This is a genomic window from Mycoplasmopsis hyopharyngis (assembly GCF_045276885.1).
Lineage (GTDB): Bacteria > Bacillota_I > Bacilli_A > Mycoplasmatales > Metamycoplasmataceae > Mycoplasmopsis > Mycoplasmopsis hyopharyngis.
Map to the genome: position 1 here is coordinate 353,836 of NZ_CP174164.1, position 18,034 is coordinate 371,869.

The 18,034-nt window shown below is 25.9% G+C and carries 12 protein-coding genes; 9 read left to right on the forward strand and 3 right to left on the reverse strand.

Annotated elements, in window-relative coordinates:
* Window positions 1–35: 35 nt before the first annotated feature.
* The gene (gene ligA, locus ACJA25_RS01480; protein ID WP_406616177.1) at window positions 36–2,012 is read right to left on the reverse strand and encodes an NAD-dependent DNA ligase LigA; all 1,977 of its coding nucleotides are present in this window, start codon (window positions 2,010–2,012) and stop codon (window positions 36–38) included.
* A gap of 739 nt (window positions 2,013–2,751) precedes the next feature.
* On the opposite strand from ligA, the gene ACJA25_RS01485 reads away from it, so the two are divergent.
* From ACJA25_RS01485 to ACJA25_RS01510, 6 genes are all read left to right on the forward strand, one after another.
* Window positions 2,752–4,653, forward strand: a complete 1,902-nt coding sequence (locus ACJA25_RS01485) for a hypothetical protein (RefSeq protein ID WP_406616038.1) — start codon at window positions 2,752–2,754, stop codon at window positions 4,651–4,653.
* A 79-nt stretch (window positions 4,654–4,732) separates the two neighbouring features.
* Window positions 4,733–6,910 (forward strand): ATP-dependent Clp protease ATP-binding subunit, encoded by a 2,178-nt coding sequence (locus ACJA25_RS01490; protein ID WP_406616040.1) that lies wholly within the window; start codon window positions 4,733–4,735, stop codon window positions 6,908–6,910.
* Window positions 6,911–7,004: 94 nt separating this feature from the next.
* Window positions 7,005–8,984 carry a DHH family phosphoesterase gene (locus ACJA25_RS01495; protein ID WP_406616042.1) on the forward strand — a complete coding sequence of 660 codons (1,980 nt, stop codon included), beginning with the start codon at window positions 7,005–7,007 and terminating at the stop codon, window positions 8,982–8,984.
* Window positions 8,965–9,423 carry a 50S ribosomal protein L9 gene (rplI, locus tag ACJA25_RS01500; RefSeq protein WP_406616044.1) on the forward strand — a complete coding sequence of 153 codons (459 nt, stop codon included), beginning with the start codon at window positions 8,965–8,967 and terminating at the stop codon, window positions 9,421–9,423. Before ACJA25_RS01495 ends, rplI begins: the two co-directional genes overlap by 20 nt.
* Complete coding sequence (gene dnaB, locus ACJA25_RS01505) at window positions 9,404–10,849, forward strand: replicative DNA helicase (protein ID WP_406616046.1); 1,446 nt, start codon at window positions 9,404–9,406, stop codon at window positions 10,847–10,849. The genes rplI and dnaB overlap by 20 nt, the downstream gene beginning before the upstream one ends.
* The gene (locus tag ACJA25_RS01510) at window positions 10,836–12,113 is read left to right on the forward strand and encodes a hemolysin family protein (RefSeq protein WP_406616048.1); all 1,278 of its coding nucleotides are present in this window, start codon (window positions 10,836–10,838) and stop codon (window positions 12,111–12,113) included. Before dnaB ends, ACJA25_RS01510 begins: the two co-directional genes overlap by 14 nt.
* A gap of 56 nt (window positions 12,114–12,169) precedes the next feature.
* On the opposite strand, the gene frr is transcribed toward ACJA25_RS01510, so the two are convergent.
* Both frr and pyrH read right to left on the reverse strand, forming a co-directional pair.
* Window positions 12,170–12,721: a ribosome recycling factor gene (frr, locus tag ACJA25_RS01515; RefSeq protein WP_406616050.1), complete on the reverse strand. Its 552-nt coding sequence runs from the start codon at window positions 12,719–12,721 to the stop codon at window positions 12,170–12,172.
* Between the two features lie 2 nt (window positions 12,722–12,723).
* Window positions 12,724–13,440, reverse strand: a complete 717-nt coding sequence (gene pyrH, locus ACJA25_RS01520; RefSeq protein WP_406616052.1) for a UMP kinase — start codon at window positions 13,438–13,440, stop codon at window positions 12,724–12,726.
* A gap of 92 nt (window positions 13,441–13,532) precedes the next feature.
* On the opposite strand from pyrH, the gene ACJA25_RS01525 reads away from it, so the two are divergent.
* From ACJA25_RS01525 to ACJA25_RS01535, 3 genes are all read left to right on the forward strand, one after another.
* Window positions 13,533–14,768 carry a thermonuclease family protein gene (locus ACJA25_RS01525; RefSeq protein WP_406616054.1) on the forward strand — a complete coding sequence of 412 codons (1,236 nt, stop codon included), beginning with the start codon at window positions 13,533–13,535 and terminating at the stop codon, window positions 14,766–14,768.
* A gap of 72 nt (window positions 14,769–14,840) precedes the next feature.
* On the forward strand, window positions 14,841–15,692 hold the full coding sequence (locus ACJA25_RS01530; protein ID WP_406616056.1) for an MAGa7180 family putative nuclease: 852 nt from the start codon (window positions 14,841–14,843) through the stop codon (window positions 15,690–15,692).
* Entirely contained in the window at window positions 15,682–18,018 is a 2,337-nt protein-coding gene (locus ACJA25_RS01535; protein ID WP_406616058.1) for a UU173 family protein, read from the forward strand. Before ACJA25_RS01530 ends, ACJA25_RS01535 begins: the two co-directional genes overlap by 11 nt.
* Window positions 18,019–18,034 lie beyond the last annotated feature (16 nt).

Below are 18,034 nucleotides of genomic sequence, written 5' to 3' on the forward strand. Positions count from 1 at the left end.
CGCATATGTTAAAAAAGTCATATGCGTTTTTTAATTTATGAAAGTAACTTAAAAAATTCTTCTTCATTTATTACTTTAATATTTAAATCCTTAGCTTTATCCAATTTAGAACCAGGATTTTCGCCACAAAGCAAGAAGGAAACATTTTTAGAAATAGAGTTTTTAATTTTACCTCCATTTTCTTCAATTATTTTTTCATAGTGTTCTCTATTCTGTGACAATGTCCCAGTTATAACAAAAGAAAGTCCATCAAGTTTGTTAGAAACAGATAAATTGCTTTCGGTATATATTAAGTGTTTGTCTATTTGCAAAATAAAATCTTTATTTTTTTGTAAGAATTCATTTAAACTTTCAACACTTTTATCTCCAATGTCATTTATTACTAATAATTGTTCTACATTTGCATTTAATAATTGATGGAAATTTTTAGCAACTTTAGAAATCAATTTCGATGCTCTTAAACCAATGTGTTTAATTCCTAATGAATAAATTGCCTTTTGAAAACTTATATGTCTAGCTTCTTCAATGTTATTTAATAATTTATCAATTGATTTTTGACCTAAATTAGGAATTTTTATTAATTGCTCTCTATGATTTTTAAGTTCAAAAATATCTTCAATCTTTTTTAAATAATTTAATTTATAAAACAATCTAATGTTTTTTTCACCCAAAGTGTTGATGTTAAATGCCTCTCTAGAAACAAAATGAACTAATTGTTTAATTTTCTTTTCATCACAATTTTCATTTACACAAAATTGGTCAACATTACCTTCATATTCAACTAATTGACTTGAACAACCTGGACATTTTTCAACTTTTTTAAAAGCAATAGCAGGCAAATTCTTATGTTCTATTACTTCTACAACTTTAGGGATTATTTCGCCAGCTTTTATAATTCTGATTTTATCTCCTAAATTAACTTTTAATTTTTCTATAAAATCATAATTATGTAAAGTTGCTGCTGAAACCATTGTTTGGTTTAATTCAACTAATTCTAAATTAGCAACATAAGTAATTTTGCCAGTTCTTCCAACTGTAGCAAAGATATGTTTTATGATTGTTTCAGCTGATTCTAATTCATATTTATATGCGATAGAATGATGGGGAAATTTTGAGGTTTTACCCAAAGCGTTTCAATAAGATAAATCATTTAATTTGATTACTAATCCATCAGCATCATAGTCCAAATGATTTTTAATTTCTACAAAGTTTTCAATTTCATTTTGTAAGTCATCAATTGAAACAATTTTGAAAAAATCATTAACAGGAATTTTGTGTTTTTTTAAAAAATTTAAAGCTTGCTCTTGTGAATTAATTAAATGAGTTTCCGGATTTTGGATTTCATAAAAAAAGGCACTTAGATTTCTTTTTTCAACCACCTTAGAATCCAATTGTCTTAAGGTGCCGCTAGCAGCATTTCTTGCGTTTGCAAATTTATTAAGATTATTTTTTTCTAGATCATTATTGATTTTTATAAAATCATTTTTTTTGAAAAAAACTTCCCCTCTAATTTCTAAATAGTTTTTATATTCAATCACTTTAGGAATACTGTAAATAGCATAAACATTGTCGGTTACATCTTCACCTTCAATACCATTTCCTCTAGTTAAGGCTTTTGACAAATAACCATTTTCATATATAAGACTTAATGATAAACCATCAATTTTTGGTTCTAGTGAGAAAATCAATTTTTCTTCTGGAACTTTTTTAGCAATATTATCAATATATCTTTTTATATCTTCAAAATTGTAAGCTTTAGCCAAAGAAAGCATTGGGTTTTTATGAATAAATTTTTTAAATTTATTATCAGCAAATGATCCTAAATGTTTGGTTGGAGAATTAGGAAAAACATATTCAGGATATTTTTGTTCTAATACTTCTAATTCTTTTAATGCTTGGTCATAGACTATGTCATCAACACTAGGGTTATTTTCTTGATAATATTCTTTATTTCATTGTCAGATTTTTTTAATTAAATCAAGAATTTCATTTTTTATTTCAATACTCATAATAACTCCCTATTATCGCTTTTAATATCAAATATAATAAACAAAAAATTAGAACTTTTTTATTTTAATTAAATTTTATAAAAAAACAAAATCACCATTTTCAGAATTTAATCCTTTAAAGGCAATTTTGTCTTATGAAATAAACCATCATTTCATAAATAATATTTTTGTTAAATTAAAAATATTTATTACTTTGGGTTTTTATATTTAAATGATATTTGTTTTCTAAAGAGTGTGGATAGAATAGAAAACAAAAAATACGACAAGTTAAAATTCTTGTTGACTAAAAAACCATTCAAAAGGATAGGTTATTGAATGAAATTTTTGAAAACAAATAAATCGTAACTTAATTAAGAGTTAAGTCATAAAAAATAGGAGATAGATGTTTTGCTGAATGTATAAACAAGCTTTTTACATTCTATCTTCAAAACACAATACACAAGATAATCTATTAAAACTTTAAACGAACATTGGCGAAGATCGTAAGTATAGTGTCACCAACCCAAAAATAATAATTGAAGAAATATAAATAAATTTTAAGGAGACTTTATTTATTTTCCTAGGGTATTGTGCCTACTTTGCTTGTAGGCATAAAGTATTATAGAGTAAAAGAATAATTTACTTTTTTGAATAAGTTTAAAAAAATATTTTTTATGAATTTTACTTGTTTATAGTTAAATTAGTAAAAAAAATATATGATTATATTATTACTATAATATAAATAAATATATATAATTTTTTTATGAAAAAAATAGTTAAATATACCCCTTTAATAATTCCTTTTTTGAGCCCAATAGTTTTTATTTCTAGCAAATGTGATCCTAATCAAGTCAATAAAAAATATCAAATCAAGCTTCAAGAAGAAAAAAATAGATTAAATCAATTAGTTCAAAAAGCTGAAATTAAGTTTAAAGATGTATTAGAGATCAAAGTTAAAAATCACCAAACAAATGAAGAAGAAATTGAAATTCAGGAGTTAGTTGACAAAACAACAAAAAAAGCAAAAATATTTCCTGCTAATTTTTTCTTTAATCCAGCTACCTTGAATGAATTATCATACGTGTATATAAATGATGAAAAAAATGAGTTTTTATCAAAGAATCAAGTTTCAATTGTTGATAGTTACTTTTTTACCAATAAAGAAAAAACAAAAGGTTATATTTCTTTCAAATTAAAATCTTTGAATAAGGATTTTTTAGATAAGAATGTTAAATCAGAAAGAATTACAAAAGAAATTAGTAATTTAGAATTTGGAAACGATTTTAAATACTTAACTACAGATACAATTTGACAATCTAATACCATCTTTACTTTTGGAACTAATAAACCAGTAACTACTAATGATTACTATAGTGTAGTTAATAATAATTCTAATATTTCACCAGGTGTTAGAGCTATTTTTAGAACCTTTAAAAGCATTAGAGAATCTAAAAAATTAAGTCCAGAACAGTCAAAATATTTGATTAAATTTTTAACAAACTACTTAAAAACAATGTTCAATATTGAACATCAATTTTATTTAATTAGGCTGGATAAAGAAAAACTTTTAGAAATTCAAACAAAAATTGCTGACTTAACCACTCAATTAAGTGAATTAGAAAAAACAGGTTTAACCAATGAACAAGACATTGCTAAGGCTAATGAAATTAAAGCAAATATACAAAAAGAAAATGATAATTTAAATGCTTTAAATCAAAAAATATTAGCAAATTACGATAAATATAGTATTTATTCACTTTATTTTGGTGATTATACTAATTTAGCTAATTTTACATTGATGGCTTATGGAATTATTAATCACGACCCTATTAATGAAAATCAAAATTTAGGTACTTCTAACTATGAAAATCCTAATACTATTTATTCTTTTGTTAAAGAATTTGAAAACGACAAAATAGATTTTGAAAAATTAAAGAATAAAATAGCAGCAATACTATTTACTCCAAATAAGAAAAATTTAGACACTCTTATTGCTAATGAAGAAGCGATGGAAGCAATAAATAATAAAAAAAATTCAGCAAATTTATTAGTTTTAGCAAAATTAAATTCATTAACATCTAATTTATTTTGAAACTCTAGTTCAGAAGAAAATTATTACTCTAATATTGACATTTATCAGCAAGGCGAAAAAAACATTTCTGATAGATGAAATGCTTTATTAGAATCTACTAAAAAAGAAAATAATAATGGTGTTGCTAAAACTGTTTTAATGTTTATTGATAAAAAACATACTTATTATGGTAAAAACGCTAAATTCGAATCATATAAAAACTATAGAAACAAAGTTAATTTCTGGTATCAAAAAGTAAAAGAAAAATATCCAGCAGTTGAAATTATTGATTTTACTCATAAAGATTGAAACGATTTACATATCGATCCAATAAAACCAGATAATCTTTCAGAAAAAGAATATTTTGAACAAATTCAAAAAGATGAAAATATCTTCTTTACTACTCAATCGGTTGGAAGAATAATCCTAAGCAAAGTTCAAAGTGTTTCAGGAATATTTTTATCTAATTCAGAAATAAATCCTACTTTCTTAGTAATTCATGATGGTAAAATCACATCTAGATCAATGGATTTTCAATCAGATATATCAAAAATCGAAACCAATCAAATACTAGATATGCTAGACACAAAATAATAAAAATTAGCACTCGAAAGACGAGAGTGCTAATTTTTTGTGCTATAATGTTTAAATAAAAATGTCAAGGAGGTGCACAATGAGTTCTTCATGATTTGATGATTTTATGAAAAATTTAACCGAAGAAACTGCTGATCTTAATACAAAGCAAGAAAGCAAAGATCCATTAAAACAATTTGGTCGTAATTTAACTGACTTAGCTATTAAGAATAAATTAGATCCAGTTATCAATAGAGATGATGAAATAAGAAGAATGATCCGTATTCTTTCTAGAAAGAATAAAAATAATCCGGTTTTAGTAGGAGAACCAGGAGTTGGTAAAACTGCAATAGTTGAAGGGTTAGCTAGAAAAATAATTGAAGGAAACGTTCCTGAAAATTTAAAAGATAAAGAAATTATCGAACTTGATTTACCAGCAATGTTAGCTGGTGCTTCTTTTCAAGGGCAATTTGAGCAAAGATTAAAAGATGTCTTGAAAAGAATTGAAGAATCAGAGGGTAATATTATTGTCTTTATCGACGAAATCCATATGTTAATTGGTACTGGAAAAAATGCACAAGGTGGTATGGATGCTGCTAACATTGTTAAACCATTAATGGCAAGAGGAAAAATGCATCTTATTGGCGCTACAACTTTTGATGAATATCGTAAGTATATTGAAAAAGATGGGGCATTAGAAAGAAGAATGCAAAGAATTGATGTTCAAGAACCAAGCATTGAAGATACGATTACCATTTTGCGGGGGATAAAAGATAGGTTTGAAAGCTATCACAATGTAAAAATTTCAGATGATGCTTTAGTAGCAGCTTCTAGGTTAAGTTCTAGATATATTTCTGATAGATTTTTGCCTGATAAAGCAATCGATTTAGTTGACGAAGCTGCTGCTACTATTAGAACCGAAATGGGTTTTCAACCAGAGGAATTGGACAAATTAAAGCAAGAAAAAGCCAAATTAGAAATGGAAAAAATTGCTTTATTAGACGATAAAAAGAAAAATCAAGTTAGATTAACTGAAATTGAACAAATTAGTAAAAATGTTGATTCTCAAATTGAAAAATTACAAAAAAAATGAGACAACGAAAAGAAAAGACTTGAAGAGTTGTCTAATTCAAAATCTAAATTAGATAATATGAAATATCGTTTAAATCTATTTCAAAATGAAGGTAATTTTGAAGCAGCTGCTAAATTAATGTACAACGATATTCCTGATTTGGAAAAGAAAATTAGTACTATTGAAAAAGAATTATCTTCTTCAACTAATAGTTTAATTAAAGAAACTGTTACTAAAGAAGAAATAGCAACAATTGTTTCTAAATGAACTCATATTCCTGTTAATAAATTATTGGAAACTGAAAAAGAAAAACTACTTAATTTAGAAAAAGAATTAAACCAAAAAGTTAAAGGGCAAAAAGAAGCAACTAAATTAGTTGCTAACGCCATAATGAGAGCAAAAGCAAACATCAATGATCCTAATCGTCCATTGGCAAGTTTTCTTTTTATGGGTTCAACTGGAGTAGGGAAAACCGAATTAGCCAAAGCTTTAGCATATTCAATTTTCGATAATGAAAAACAAATGATTAGACTTGATATGAGCGAATATATGGAAAAACATTCAGTGTCTAAATTTATTGGTGCTCCCCCAGGATATGTTGGATTTGATGAAACTAGTTCGGTTTGTGAAAAAATAAGAAAAAATCCTTACACCATTTTATTATTGGATGAAATTGAAAAAGCACACAATGATGTACTAAACATTTTATTGCAAATTTTAGAAGATGGAATTATCACCGATTCTAAAGGTAGAACTATTAATTGTCGTAATTTAATAGTTATTATGACCAGTAATTTAGGAACTGATTTAGTTGAAAAAGAAGAGAAACTTAGTAAAGTTGATCTTAAAAAAGAATTGGTTAATAAACTACGCCCTGAATTTGTGAATCGAATTGATGAAATTGTTTGATTCAAAAAATTAAGTAAAGAAGTAATTAATGAAATTGTAATTTTAGAATTAGATAAGCTTTTAAAAAGAGTTCAAGAATCTAAAAACTTAAAATTTTCATATGATGAAAAAACCGTCAATTTTATAGCAGAAGCCGCATATGATTCTAATTTTGGTGCTAGACCAATAAGAAGATTTATTCAAAATCAATTAGAAAGTTTAATTGCTTTTCAAATTATCAATGGCACTATCAAAGAAGGAAATAAATACAAAATTTCAATCTTTGCTGGAACCTTTGTAATCAAGCCAGAAAAATAGTTTTTAAGAGTTGTTTTATTTAAAAAACAACTTTTTTATTGACTTTATTACTTATTAATGTATTAATAAATAATTAATATTTATAATATTTAATATGGAAAAACAACAGCGTGTCGCTACATTAATATTAATTATTTCTAGCTTTTTAGTTCTTATTTTAGGGGCAATTGGGATATTTTTAATATCTAAATTTAATACTTTTCAAATATTTCAAGGAATTTATTTAATTTGTCTTTCATTATTTTCATTAGCAATTATTAGTTTTTCAATTTATTTGCTTTGTAAAGAATATCTTTATTCTCAAAAATCAATTAAAAAATCTTTTAACACCTATATGGAAGATGTAATTAGCAATGCTTATTTTGGTGTAATTATTTTTAATAGTGAGCAAAAAATATTGTGATGTTCAAAATTTGTTAAAGATAGATTTGGAAGATCATGAGTAGGATTTGATTTAAATTCATTTTTAAAAACAATAAATTTAGAAATCAATAACGAAATTTTTAATTACACTTTCGAATATAAGAATAGTTATTATGCATTAGATTTTTCAATTTCCAAAAATTATCTTTCTATTAAAGATATTTCAATTGAGCAAGAAACAATAAAAACATATGATCGTGAATCTATTGTTTTGGGTGAATTAGAAATTGATAACTATCAATCATTACAATCTACCCTTTCAGAAGAGCAGTTGTTTAGTGTCCAAAAAGAAGTTATTTCGATTTTAGATTCTTTAATTGTTAAATATAATTTAGTTTATCGTCAATATACAAATGGTAAATTTATCATTATTACAAATAGTGAATCATTAAGCCATTTAGAAAAAGAGAAATTTGTTTATTTTAAATCGCTTCATGATATTTTAGGTCAAAACTCAACCCCAATTTCAGTTTCGATAGGGCTTGCTAAGGGTTGAAATGAATTAAATAAAAAAATAGACTTTGCTAAAAAGGCTTTATTACAATCACAAAACCGTGGTGGAGATCAAGTAACTATTTTTACAAACAATGAGCCTGCTAGATATTATGGTTCTTCAATTGAAATTTCTTCAGATAAAAATAGAGCAAAAATTAAAGCATTAGCATCAAGATTTGACAAAATCCTTAGAAGTGATGAAATAAATAAAGTAATTATTTATGGTCATCAAAATGCTGATTTGGATGCAATAGGTGCAGCATGTGGTATTTATTCTATTGCTAAGTTTTACAAAAAGAATGCTTACATTTGTTCAATAACTCAAGATTTAACAACCTCAAAAGCAATTGAAAGATTATTAACTGATTCAGATTCTTACATTATCAAACCTCAAAACGCTGACAAAATTACTGATGAAAAAACTTTAGTAGTTTTAGTAGATAATTCTTTACCAGAAAGAACTGATTATCCAGAATGTGTAAGAAATGTTTCGAACAACAATGTTTTTGTTTTCGATCACCATAGACAAAGTAAGAGTTTAGATTTTTGTAATAAAACTAATACTTACATTGATCCTAATGCTTCATCAGCATCAGAAATTGTTACTGAAATTATGATGTTTTTAAACAACAATTATGCAATTGAACCAATTACAGCACAAATGCTTTTAAATGGAATTTATTTAGATACTTTACAATTCCAAAAGAAAGTGTCTTCTAGAACTTTTATGGCTGCTGCTTGATTAGAAGAAAAAGGTGCGATTAGTTCATTAGCTTCAGAAGTGTTAAAAAATGATGAACAAGTTTTTGAAAAAGCTTTTGAAATTTTAGAAAATGTTCAAGAAGTTAAACCTGGTTATTTTTTAGCCTACAAAGATATATTAGTATCAAATGACATTATTTCGATTGCTTCAGAAGAAATTTTAAGAATAGCAGGAAGAAAAGCAAGTTTTGTTGTTGCTAGAGAAGAAAAAAGTAATAGTTTTAAATTATCTGCTAGAGGAATTAATACCAATGTGCAATTAATTTGTGAGCAAGTAGGTGGTGGAGGTCACTTTGGAGCTGCTGCAGCAACTTCAAATGAACCTTTAGATGTGTTTGTGGATAATATAATTCAAGCGATTGTGAGTGATAAAAATGAAAGTAATAATAATTAAAAATTGTAAAGATGGTAAAGAAAACACCATAATTGAAGTTTCAGATGGTTATGGAAAAAACTTTTTAATCAATAAAGGCTTTGCAGTTCCATATAATGAAAGTACTAAAAAGCAATTAGATAAAAAGTTAGATAAATTAGTCCAAGATGAAATGGAAGTTAGAAAACAAGCCTTAGAACTTAAAGAACAAATAGAAAAAGAAAATCTAAAATTTTACTTAGATGCAACTATTGATGCTAATCATAATCAAATTGTTCATGGTTGTGTTTCTACCAAAGAAGTTTTAAAAAAACTCCATGCATTAAACTATAAACTAGACAAATATTCAGTTCAAAACGTTAGACTTGTTCAACAAGGAATTCATTTTGTAGATGTAATAGTGTATAAAGATATAGTAGCAAAATTAAGATTGGAAATTTATGTCGATAATAAAAAATAATGAAACATTTTCTAATAGTAATAATACAGCAACTACTCATAAAAGTTTGGAAGATGAGCAGGCAATTTTAAGTATTGTTTTAATGCAAAATTCTTACATTGATTATGTGCAAAATTATTTGTTAGAGGAAGATTTTTATTATTACGAAAATCGTGAGTTATTTAAAATTTTTAAAGAAATTGTTGATGAAAATGAAACTATTAACGAGTACCATATTTTAACCAAAGCAAAAAGTAAAAACTTACAAAATATCAATCCTTCATTTTTAGCATTTTTATATGCTAAACCTGGTTTTACTAGCTCAATTGATTCATATATTAAAAATTTAGTTAGATTAACTGGACTAAGAAAAATTGAAAAGAAATTACATAAGATCATAAATGATATGAATGTTAATCAAGATTTAAGTGATCAAAGTGTAATTGGTGAATTAAACGAATTGATTAATGAAGGATATCGTTCTTCAATTAATAAAGATTTTGAAAAAGCGAGCGATGTTGCTGCTGAGTACATTAAAGAACTGGAAGAAAGAAGAAAAAGCAATCTTAAATTAAAAGGAATTCCTACTGGTTATGATGATTTAGATCATATGACCCAAGGTTTAAATAAAGGTGAAGTAATCATTTTGGCTGCTAGACCAGCAATGGGAAAAACCGCTTTTGCTTTAAATATTGCTGCCAATGTTGCTAGAAAATCATATCGTGTAGTCTTTTTTAGTTTAGAAATGAATAGTAAAGATTTAATTTCTAGAATTCTTTGTTCAGTTACCAAAATTGATGGCTCTAAACTAAAAGAAGCTACAACTTTATCAGAAGCAGAACTTTATAAAATTCAAGGTCCTGGTAAAAAAATAATTGAAGACATGAACTTATTTATTGATGATTCATCAAACAATGATATTGATGATATTAAGTGAAAATGTCGTAGATTACACAAAATTCAACCCATTGATTTAATTGTTATTGACTATTTACAACTTTTATCTATTAAAAACAATAGAGGCGATAATAGACAAAATGAAGTTGCTAAAATTTCAAGAAACATTAAAGTTTTAGCTAGAGAATTAAACATTCCAATTATTGCTTTAAGTCAGTTATCTCGTTCAGTTGAACAAAGAGAAGACAAAAGACCAATTATGTCTGATTTAAGAGAATCAGGTGGAATTGAAAATGATGCTGACATTATTGCCTTTTTATATAGACCAAGTTATTACAAGCGTAAAAATAATGAAGAAGAAATGAAATACGGTGAGGAATTTGGTTCTCCTACATTTGTTATTTTAGCAAAACACCGTAATGGACCTAGCGGTACTGTTCCTTTACTTTTTAGAATGAATTGTAGTTTATTTACTTCTATTCCTGAAGAGTGAAAAAATAGTATCAAAAACACTGGTTTAGACAATAAGGATGGCAATGAAAGCATATAATTACATAATCTATATAGTTATTTTTGCTATTTTAATATTTTTTAGTGCTATTTTTTCTGGTCTAGAAACCGCTTATACATCATTAACCAAAGCAAAAATTGATTCAATGTTAGAAAATAAAGCACGTTGTGCCAAATTAATTTCAAGACAGCACAAAGCATTTAATCAAACTTTATCAACTTTATTGATAGTTAACAATATTGTAAATATTGCTGCTTCAACATTTATGTCATACTTTATTTCCAAATTGTTTGTTGACAACAATCAATTTAACGTTTTAATTTCTACCGGAATTATGACCCCTATTATAGTTTTACTTGGGGAAATAGTACCTAAATTAATTGCTAAAAGCAATCCAAAATTATTTGCTCAATCTTTTGCTTGATTATTAGAAGTCTTGTTTTATATCTTTTTTATTTTTACTTGACCACTTAAAAAAATTGGTAAGAAAATCTACATTACTAATTCTGAAGACGAATTAAAAAGCATTTTAGATATTGCTCAAAACGAAGGTGTTTTAGAAACCAACGAATCATTGATGGCACAAAATGCTTTGGATTTAGATAGTACTAGAGTTAAAAAGCATTATGTAAAAATTGAAGACACTTACTTTATTCAAGCTAATGACAATATTAAAGACACTTTAGAAGTATTTAAAGAAACTAATTATTCTCGTTTGCCAGTTCAAAAAGATGGTAATTTTATTGGGATTGTCCATCTAAAAGATATTTTCTATTTAGAAAAAGGCAAAGTCATTAATTACTTTAAAACTATTCCTTTTATTTCTGCTAATATCTCTTTATCAACTGCTTTAGAAAAAATGAGAAGTACTAAATCACAAATGGCTTTTGTAACTGAAAACAATAATTCACAAGAAGTAATTGGTATCCTTACTATTGAAGATATTATTGAAGAAATAGTTGGTGAAATTTATGATGAATATGATGAAGAAGAGTACAAAAAAATATTTGAAATTTCTTTAGAGTTATTCCACATTATGGGTAAAACTAAAATGAAGGAAATCATCAAACAGCTGGAATTAAAATTTGATTTAACCAAAGAAGAAAATAATTTAACTCTTACCAATTGACTAGTTTCTAAAATAGGTCATAAGATTAAAAAATCAACTACTTTTAAATATGAAGATGTTTCTTTTTCAGTTATTGAAATGCCAACTACCAAAAGTAATGATTATAAATTTGAAATCGAATTAGGTTCTAAAACCGAACATCAAGAAAAAGACACTAATGAAATTAGTGAATAAAATTTGCGATAAAAAAAATTCCGTATTCCACTATAAATAAAGTGAATACGGAATTTTTAAATAGTCATCAATTCTTTTTCTTTGTCTGCGATTATCTTCGCAATTAAGTCCATTTGTTTGTCAACTTCTTTTTGAATTGCTTCAAGGAATCTTTTTTCATCATCTTCGGTTAATGATTCATCATTTTTAATATCTTTGTTAATATCTTGTCTAATATTTCTAATTCCAATTTTAGAATTTTCAGTTATCTTAGATAAGTTTTTAACCATTTCTTTCCTTCTTTCAGTAGTTAAAGAAGGAAATGTCATTCTAATTTTATCACCTTCATTGATAGCATTTACCCCTAAATTTGCCGCTTGCAAGGCTTTAGTAATTTCTACAATGATTGATAAATCATATGGTTTAATTAATAATTGTTGCGCTTCAGGAACACTAATACTTGACAATTCTTCTAACAAAGTAGGTGTGTCATAATAATTAACTCTTATCCCTCTAATTAAATTAGGATTAGCTCTACCAGTAGAGATTTTTGAAAGCTCAAATTTCAAATGGTTAATAACTTTTTCTGAACCATCTAAAAATTCAATAATATATTCATCTAATTCCATAATTATTTATGTACCTTTGTATGTTCAATAGTTCCTTCTAAGGCTCTAACTATTGAATCTTTTTCTAAAATGTTAAAAACAATTAAATCAACGTTGTTATCTCTAGCCATAATAGTAGCAGTTAAATCCATAACTTGTAAATTCTTAACCATAATTTCATCATAAGTTATAGAATCATATTTTTTAGCTTTTGGATTAGTTTTGGGATCAGAATCATAAACACCTGAAACTCTATTTTTTCCCATTAATATTGCATCAGCTTTAATTTCTGAAGCAAACAATGTTGCTGCTGTATCAGTAGTAAAATATGGTCTACCTGTACCACCAACAAAAATAACTACTTCTTTGTTTTCTAAATACTTAATAGCTTTTTCATTGATGTAATTTTCTGCTACTCTTGGATCTACAGAAATCGATGATTGAACTCTAGTTTTTAGTCCAACATTTTCAAATCCTGATTTTAATGCTAAACCATTCATAATGGTTGCTAGCATCCCAATATAATCTGCTCTATTTCTAGGGATACCATTTTTTTCAGCGCTAACACCTCTTCAAAAGTTTCCACCACCGATAACAACACTAACCTCGATGCCTTTATCAACGATTTTTTTAAGTTGTAAGGCTATATTTTTCACTAAGTCATAATCTATTGACAATGATTTTGCATCATTTGCAAAACCTTCACCTGATAGTTTAACCAAGATCCTTTTATATTTCATATAAGTAAAAGCTCCTTGACAATTTTTGCATTTATATTTTATAATAATATTAACTTAATAATATATATTTTGAGAAAGTAAAGAGAATAAAAATGAAAAAAATTCAAAAAATGTTGTTATTTCCAACAGCAATCACTACTTTTTCAGTTGTAGCAATTGCTACTTCGTGTGTAGATAAAGACAAAATTTCTTTAGATGAATTAGCTAATTATTCACAAAAAACTGAAATTTTAGTTGATAAAAACTTTAAAGTTTTTCCAAAATTTCTTTCTAACTTATCTGAAAAAGATTTTACTTTAACAAATATTCCTGCTGAAGAATTTACAAAAAGAATTCAAATGATAAATTTCAAAGTTTCATTTGATGAAGAAACTAAACAATTGATTTTTAATTTTCTTTTAGTAAGCAAAAAAGAGCCAAATAAATTTGTTACAGTTGTTAAAAAAATAGCAATTGATGAAGCTAATATTTCTAGTGAAGAAATAACTCAACAAGCACTTCAAGATTACGCTAGCAAGCTTAAATTTTCATTAAAAGAAGAAAAAAACTATAATGAACAACAAATTTCACAATTAAAATTAAGCGATTTTAATATTGAAAACCAAAATGACGATTTTGAAATTGTTTGAAGTCCAAACCGTAAACCAACCATTTGAGGTAAACCTGGTGAATTTTATCTAAGAATTAACTACACAGTTTTACATAAATACACCAAAATAAAACTAAATTCTGTTAAAAATGTTTACATCAAATTAAAGAATTTCTCAGCCATGGAAGAGTATGTTGATCTTCCTGAAATTGTAAATTCTTTAACAGTGCATAAGGCAACAGAAGTTACTCTTAGTCATATAAATGATGGGGACACTTTTACAGATTCAAACAATAATAAATACCGTTTTTCAGGAATAGATACCCCAGAAAAATGAGCTTTTAATCATAGTGGACCTACCACAGGAATGCAATATGAATATGCTTTAAAAGCTTCTGAATTTACTACAAACAAATTAACTAAAGAAGCTAAAAAAATATATGTTGTTCCTCAAAAAACCCAAGGTGGGCAAACTGATATTTCTGATAGATATGGAAGAGTTGTTGCCATTATTTACTACTTAGATCAAAATGATAAAGTTCATAACCTTTGTCAAGAAATAATTGCTAGTGGTTATGCCAAAGTTGCTTATATTTCAAAAGATCCAAATAGTACTTTTTATAACTCAAATACTGCTTATATAGACTTACTAAAAGATAGTGAAAGAAAAGCAAGAGAAAGCAAATTAGGAATTTGATCAGATCAAGCGGATATTAAACAAATCTATCCTCGAGGCTAAAAAATGGAATTTTCGGATTTCATTTTTTATTTAATTTTATTTGCATATAAATATTTAATATAATTAAATATTATGGGAACAAAAAGAAAATATTATAACGGTGTTGATTACGAGCTAGATGAAAAATTACAAGTCGTAAAATTAAAACCCGAATTTCACAGAAAATTATTAAATAAACAATTATGAGGCAAAAAAGGATTTAAAAAATTTGGTGGTTCATCTATCGCGGATGTTTTAGAAACCGATTCGTTTAAATCTAATTTTGCTGCATTTTGTCATATGGCACATCTTAAAATGCCTGTTTTAGTTCAAAAATATGTTAAAGCTGGGATTGCAATAGAACCAAAGATTTTTGAAGTTATGAAAAAACATTTTTCGAATAAAGAAATTATTCATTTGGAAGCGGCAGACTACAATTTTGATTATTTCAATGATAAATATGAATATTTGCAAGGTGTACCTGATGGAATTATGCCTAATGAAAAAATTGTTTTAGAAATGAAAACTGTTAACGAAAAAAAAGCAGACATTTGAGGTCAACCTGGAAAAGAAGTATTATCTGTACCACTAGATTATAGAAAACAAGCTCAACTTTATGCTTATTTATTAGGTTATGATAGATATTCTATTGTTGCTACTTTTTTGAAAGAAGAAGATTATCTAGAACCAGAAAATTTCCCAATTGAAAAAAGAATGATCAGACAATATATGTATAAAGTGGATAAAAATATAGCAGAAGATGATATTAAAAAAACTATTGATTTTTTTAAAAAATATTCTATTCTGGGGATTAGTCCAGTATACAATCCGATTAGAGATCGTGATCAAGTTGAATTTTTAAAATGTCATAATGAAAAAGAATGAAAAGATTTATTAGAACAATGAAAACAAGTAGGGAAAGCAGATAAAGATTATGAGGAATAAAGAAAAAATTATTAAATATAGGCAATATTTAAATTTTTTTACTGAGCAAAATTTTTATATTTGAAATGAATTCAATGAATCACAATTACTATTTGAGCAAACTAAAGAAAAAAAAGAAATAGATAATTTTAATTTTTTTAATGAAGATGATGAAAACAGTGAAGAAGAAAATATTCATATTTGATGAAGCAAAGCTGAAAGTGAATATTTAAAAACTTTAAATAATAACGACAAAGCAACAAAAATTTGAACTCTTATTGAGGATCAACTTTTTGAATACATTAAAGAGATTACTAAATGTGATAATAATAGTATTTTTATTTGCAAAAAATCAGATAGTTTAGATGTTAAAAAAGAATATCTTAAACAAGCTTTAGCAGATCCAAAAATTCAGTTAATCATTAATCCTACTTTTTCATATACAACTGAAAATGGATTTGAAGTAGTTTCAACCTTTTTTGCTTATGATAAAGGTGAAAATACTGCTTACTTTAATTCATTTGATGCTAATACAAAAATTAAAGATTATTTTGAAGCAGATTTTATTTTTAATGTTTTTAAAAGAGCACAAAAGAAAAGACTTAAAGATATTAAAAAAATTATCTTTGATAATAACACCAAAACTTTTGCTAATAAAATATCTTTTTGTACGACCCAAGCCGCTGCTGTAACTAAATCACCAAGTGGTAATGAATCAATTTACATTTTAAATAATGAAGAAATAGTTTGTAAAGACATATTTAAAAAGGGGTATTCATTTTGTCATCCAGACGTAAAAAAAATGACAAGAGAAGATAAAAGAATTGAAGTTTTAACTTTTTTAGATGTTATTCAAAAACGTCATTTGTTTAAAAATCCTAATTATGACAAGACTTTAGAAGCTTTTATCTTCAATAAAAAAGATCTTTTTGATGACACTTTGCCATTAGGTAAATTTGATCAAAATATTGAAAAAATCGAAAAGCAATTTTATGTTGAACAAGATAAACCTATTTTTGAAAACATTTATACTGATGATAACTATTCTTCAAATTTTTATTGGAATCCCAATCCTAAATATATTGAAAATAATAGAATAAAAGCATACTTTTTAAATAAATTAGGTCATGATTTTTGATTTTCATCAGGTTATTTAACTGCTAAATTACCTAATTCATTAATTGGAACAAGCAAACGTTCAAAAATGTATGATGAAGTTAATTTTCAACAATGGAAAAAGATAATTAATTTTGAGAGAAAAACCACTAACTTTTTTACCACAAATGTTTTTTATCTTTTTTCAAAATTACATAAGAAAAATCAAAGGATTATTTGATATGACTATGAAGGTTTTTCATTACCAACACCTATTTTAGATGATACTAAACATTATCAACAATTAACCCACCAAGTTTCTATTATTGAAACTTATAATGGTAAAATTGTAAATTCGAAAGATATTGTTAAAGATCCTGCTCATTTAAGATTAATTGATTTAGTTGACAATATTATTGATGTTTATTCTAATGGCGCTAATTATTATGTAGTTTATAACCAATCATATGAAAATTCACGTAATAAAGAGCTTTTGAAATTAGTAATCCAAAGACTACAAGCCCAAGACCAAGAATTTATAAGTGAATTTAATAAAAGAAATCTAGATCTTAATAGATTTAAAGAAATGATCAATCATATAAATAACAATACTATTGATTTAAACTTTTGATTTAAACCGGTATCTGAAAAAGTATATGCTGAAATTCAAGAATACAAAAAAGAATTTACTAATGCTGATCAATTTCTTAACCAAGATATTTATGTTAATTTTAATAATCAAACCATCAATGATACACAAAGAAATGCTGATGTTCAATTTACTTTTTATGATCCAGTCAACAAAAAAATGTTTGGGGAAGAAAATACTCAAAGAGATGTGGCTTTTGCTACGAAAAAGAATGGTCATTTTTTCAGAATTTTTGAATTAAGAGGAATGTCTTCAATAAAGAAAATAGAAAAATTAATTACTATATATGACATTAAACTAAAACATAGCATCTTCCCATATAAGGAATTAGAGATTCAAAATGGAATGTATGCTTTAGAAAAAGCAGTAAATAGACATCAAGGTTTAATAGGTGATAATGATTGAAAACATATTGAGCATGAACTAAAAAAATATTGCCATAATGATGTTATGGCAATGATTGTTGCTTATGATTTTGCTCAAAAAATCGTTGCTGATGTTTTTCCTGAATTCAATAATTATGAATGAAAATTAGAAGAAAATCAATATTATGGTCTCGACTTTGAAAAAGGAAAAATAGTTATTTTAAATAAAAATATTTAAACTGTATTTGTTTGTT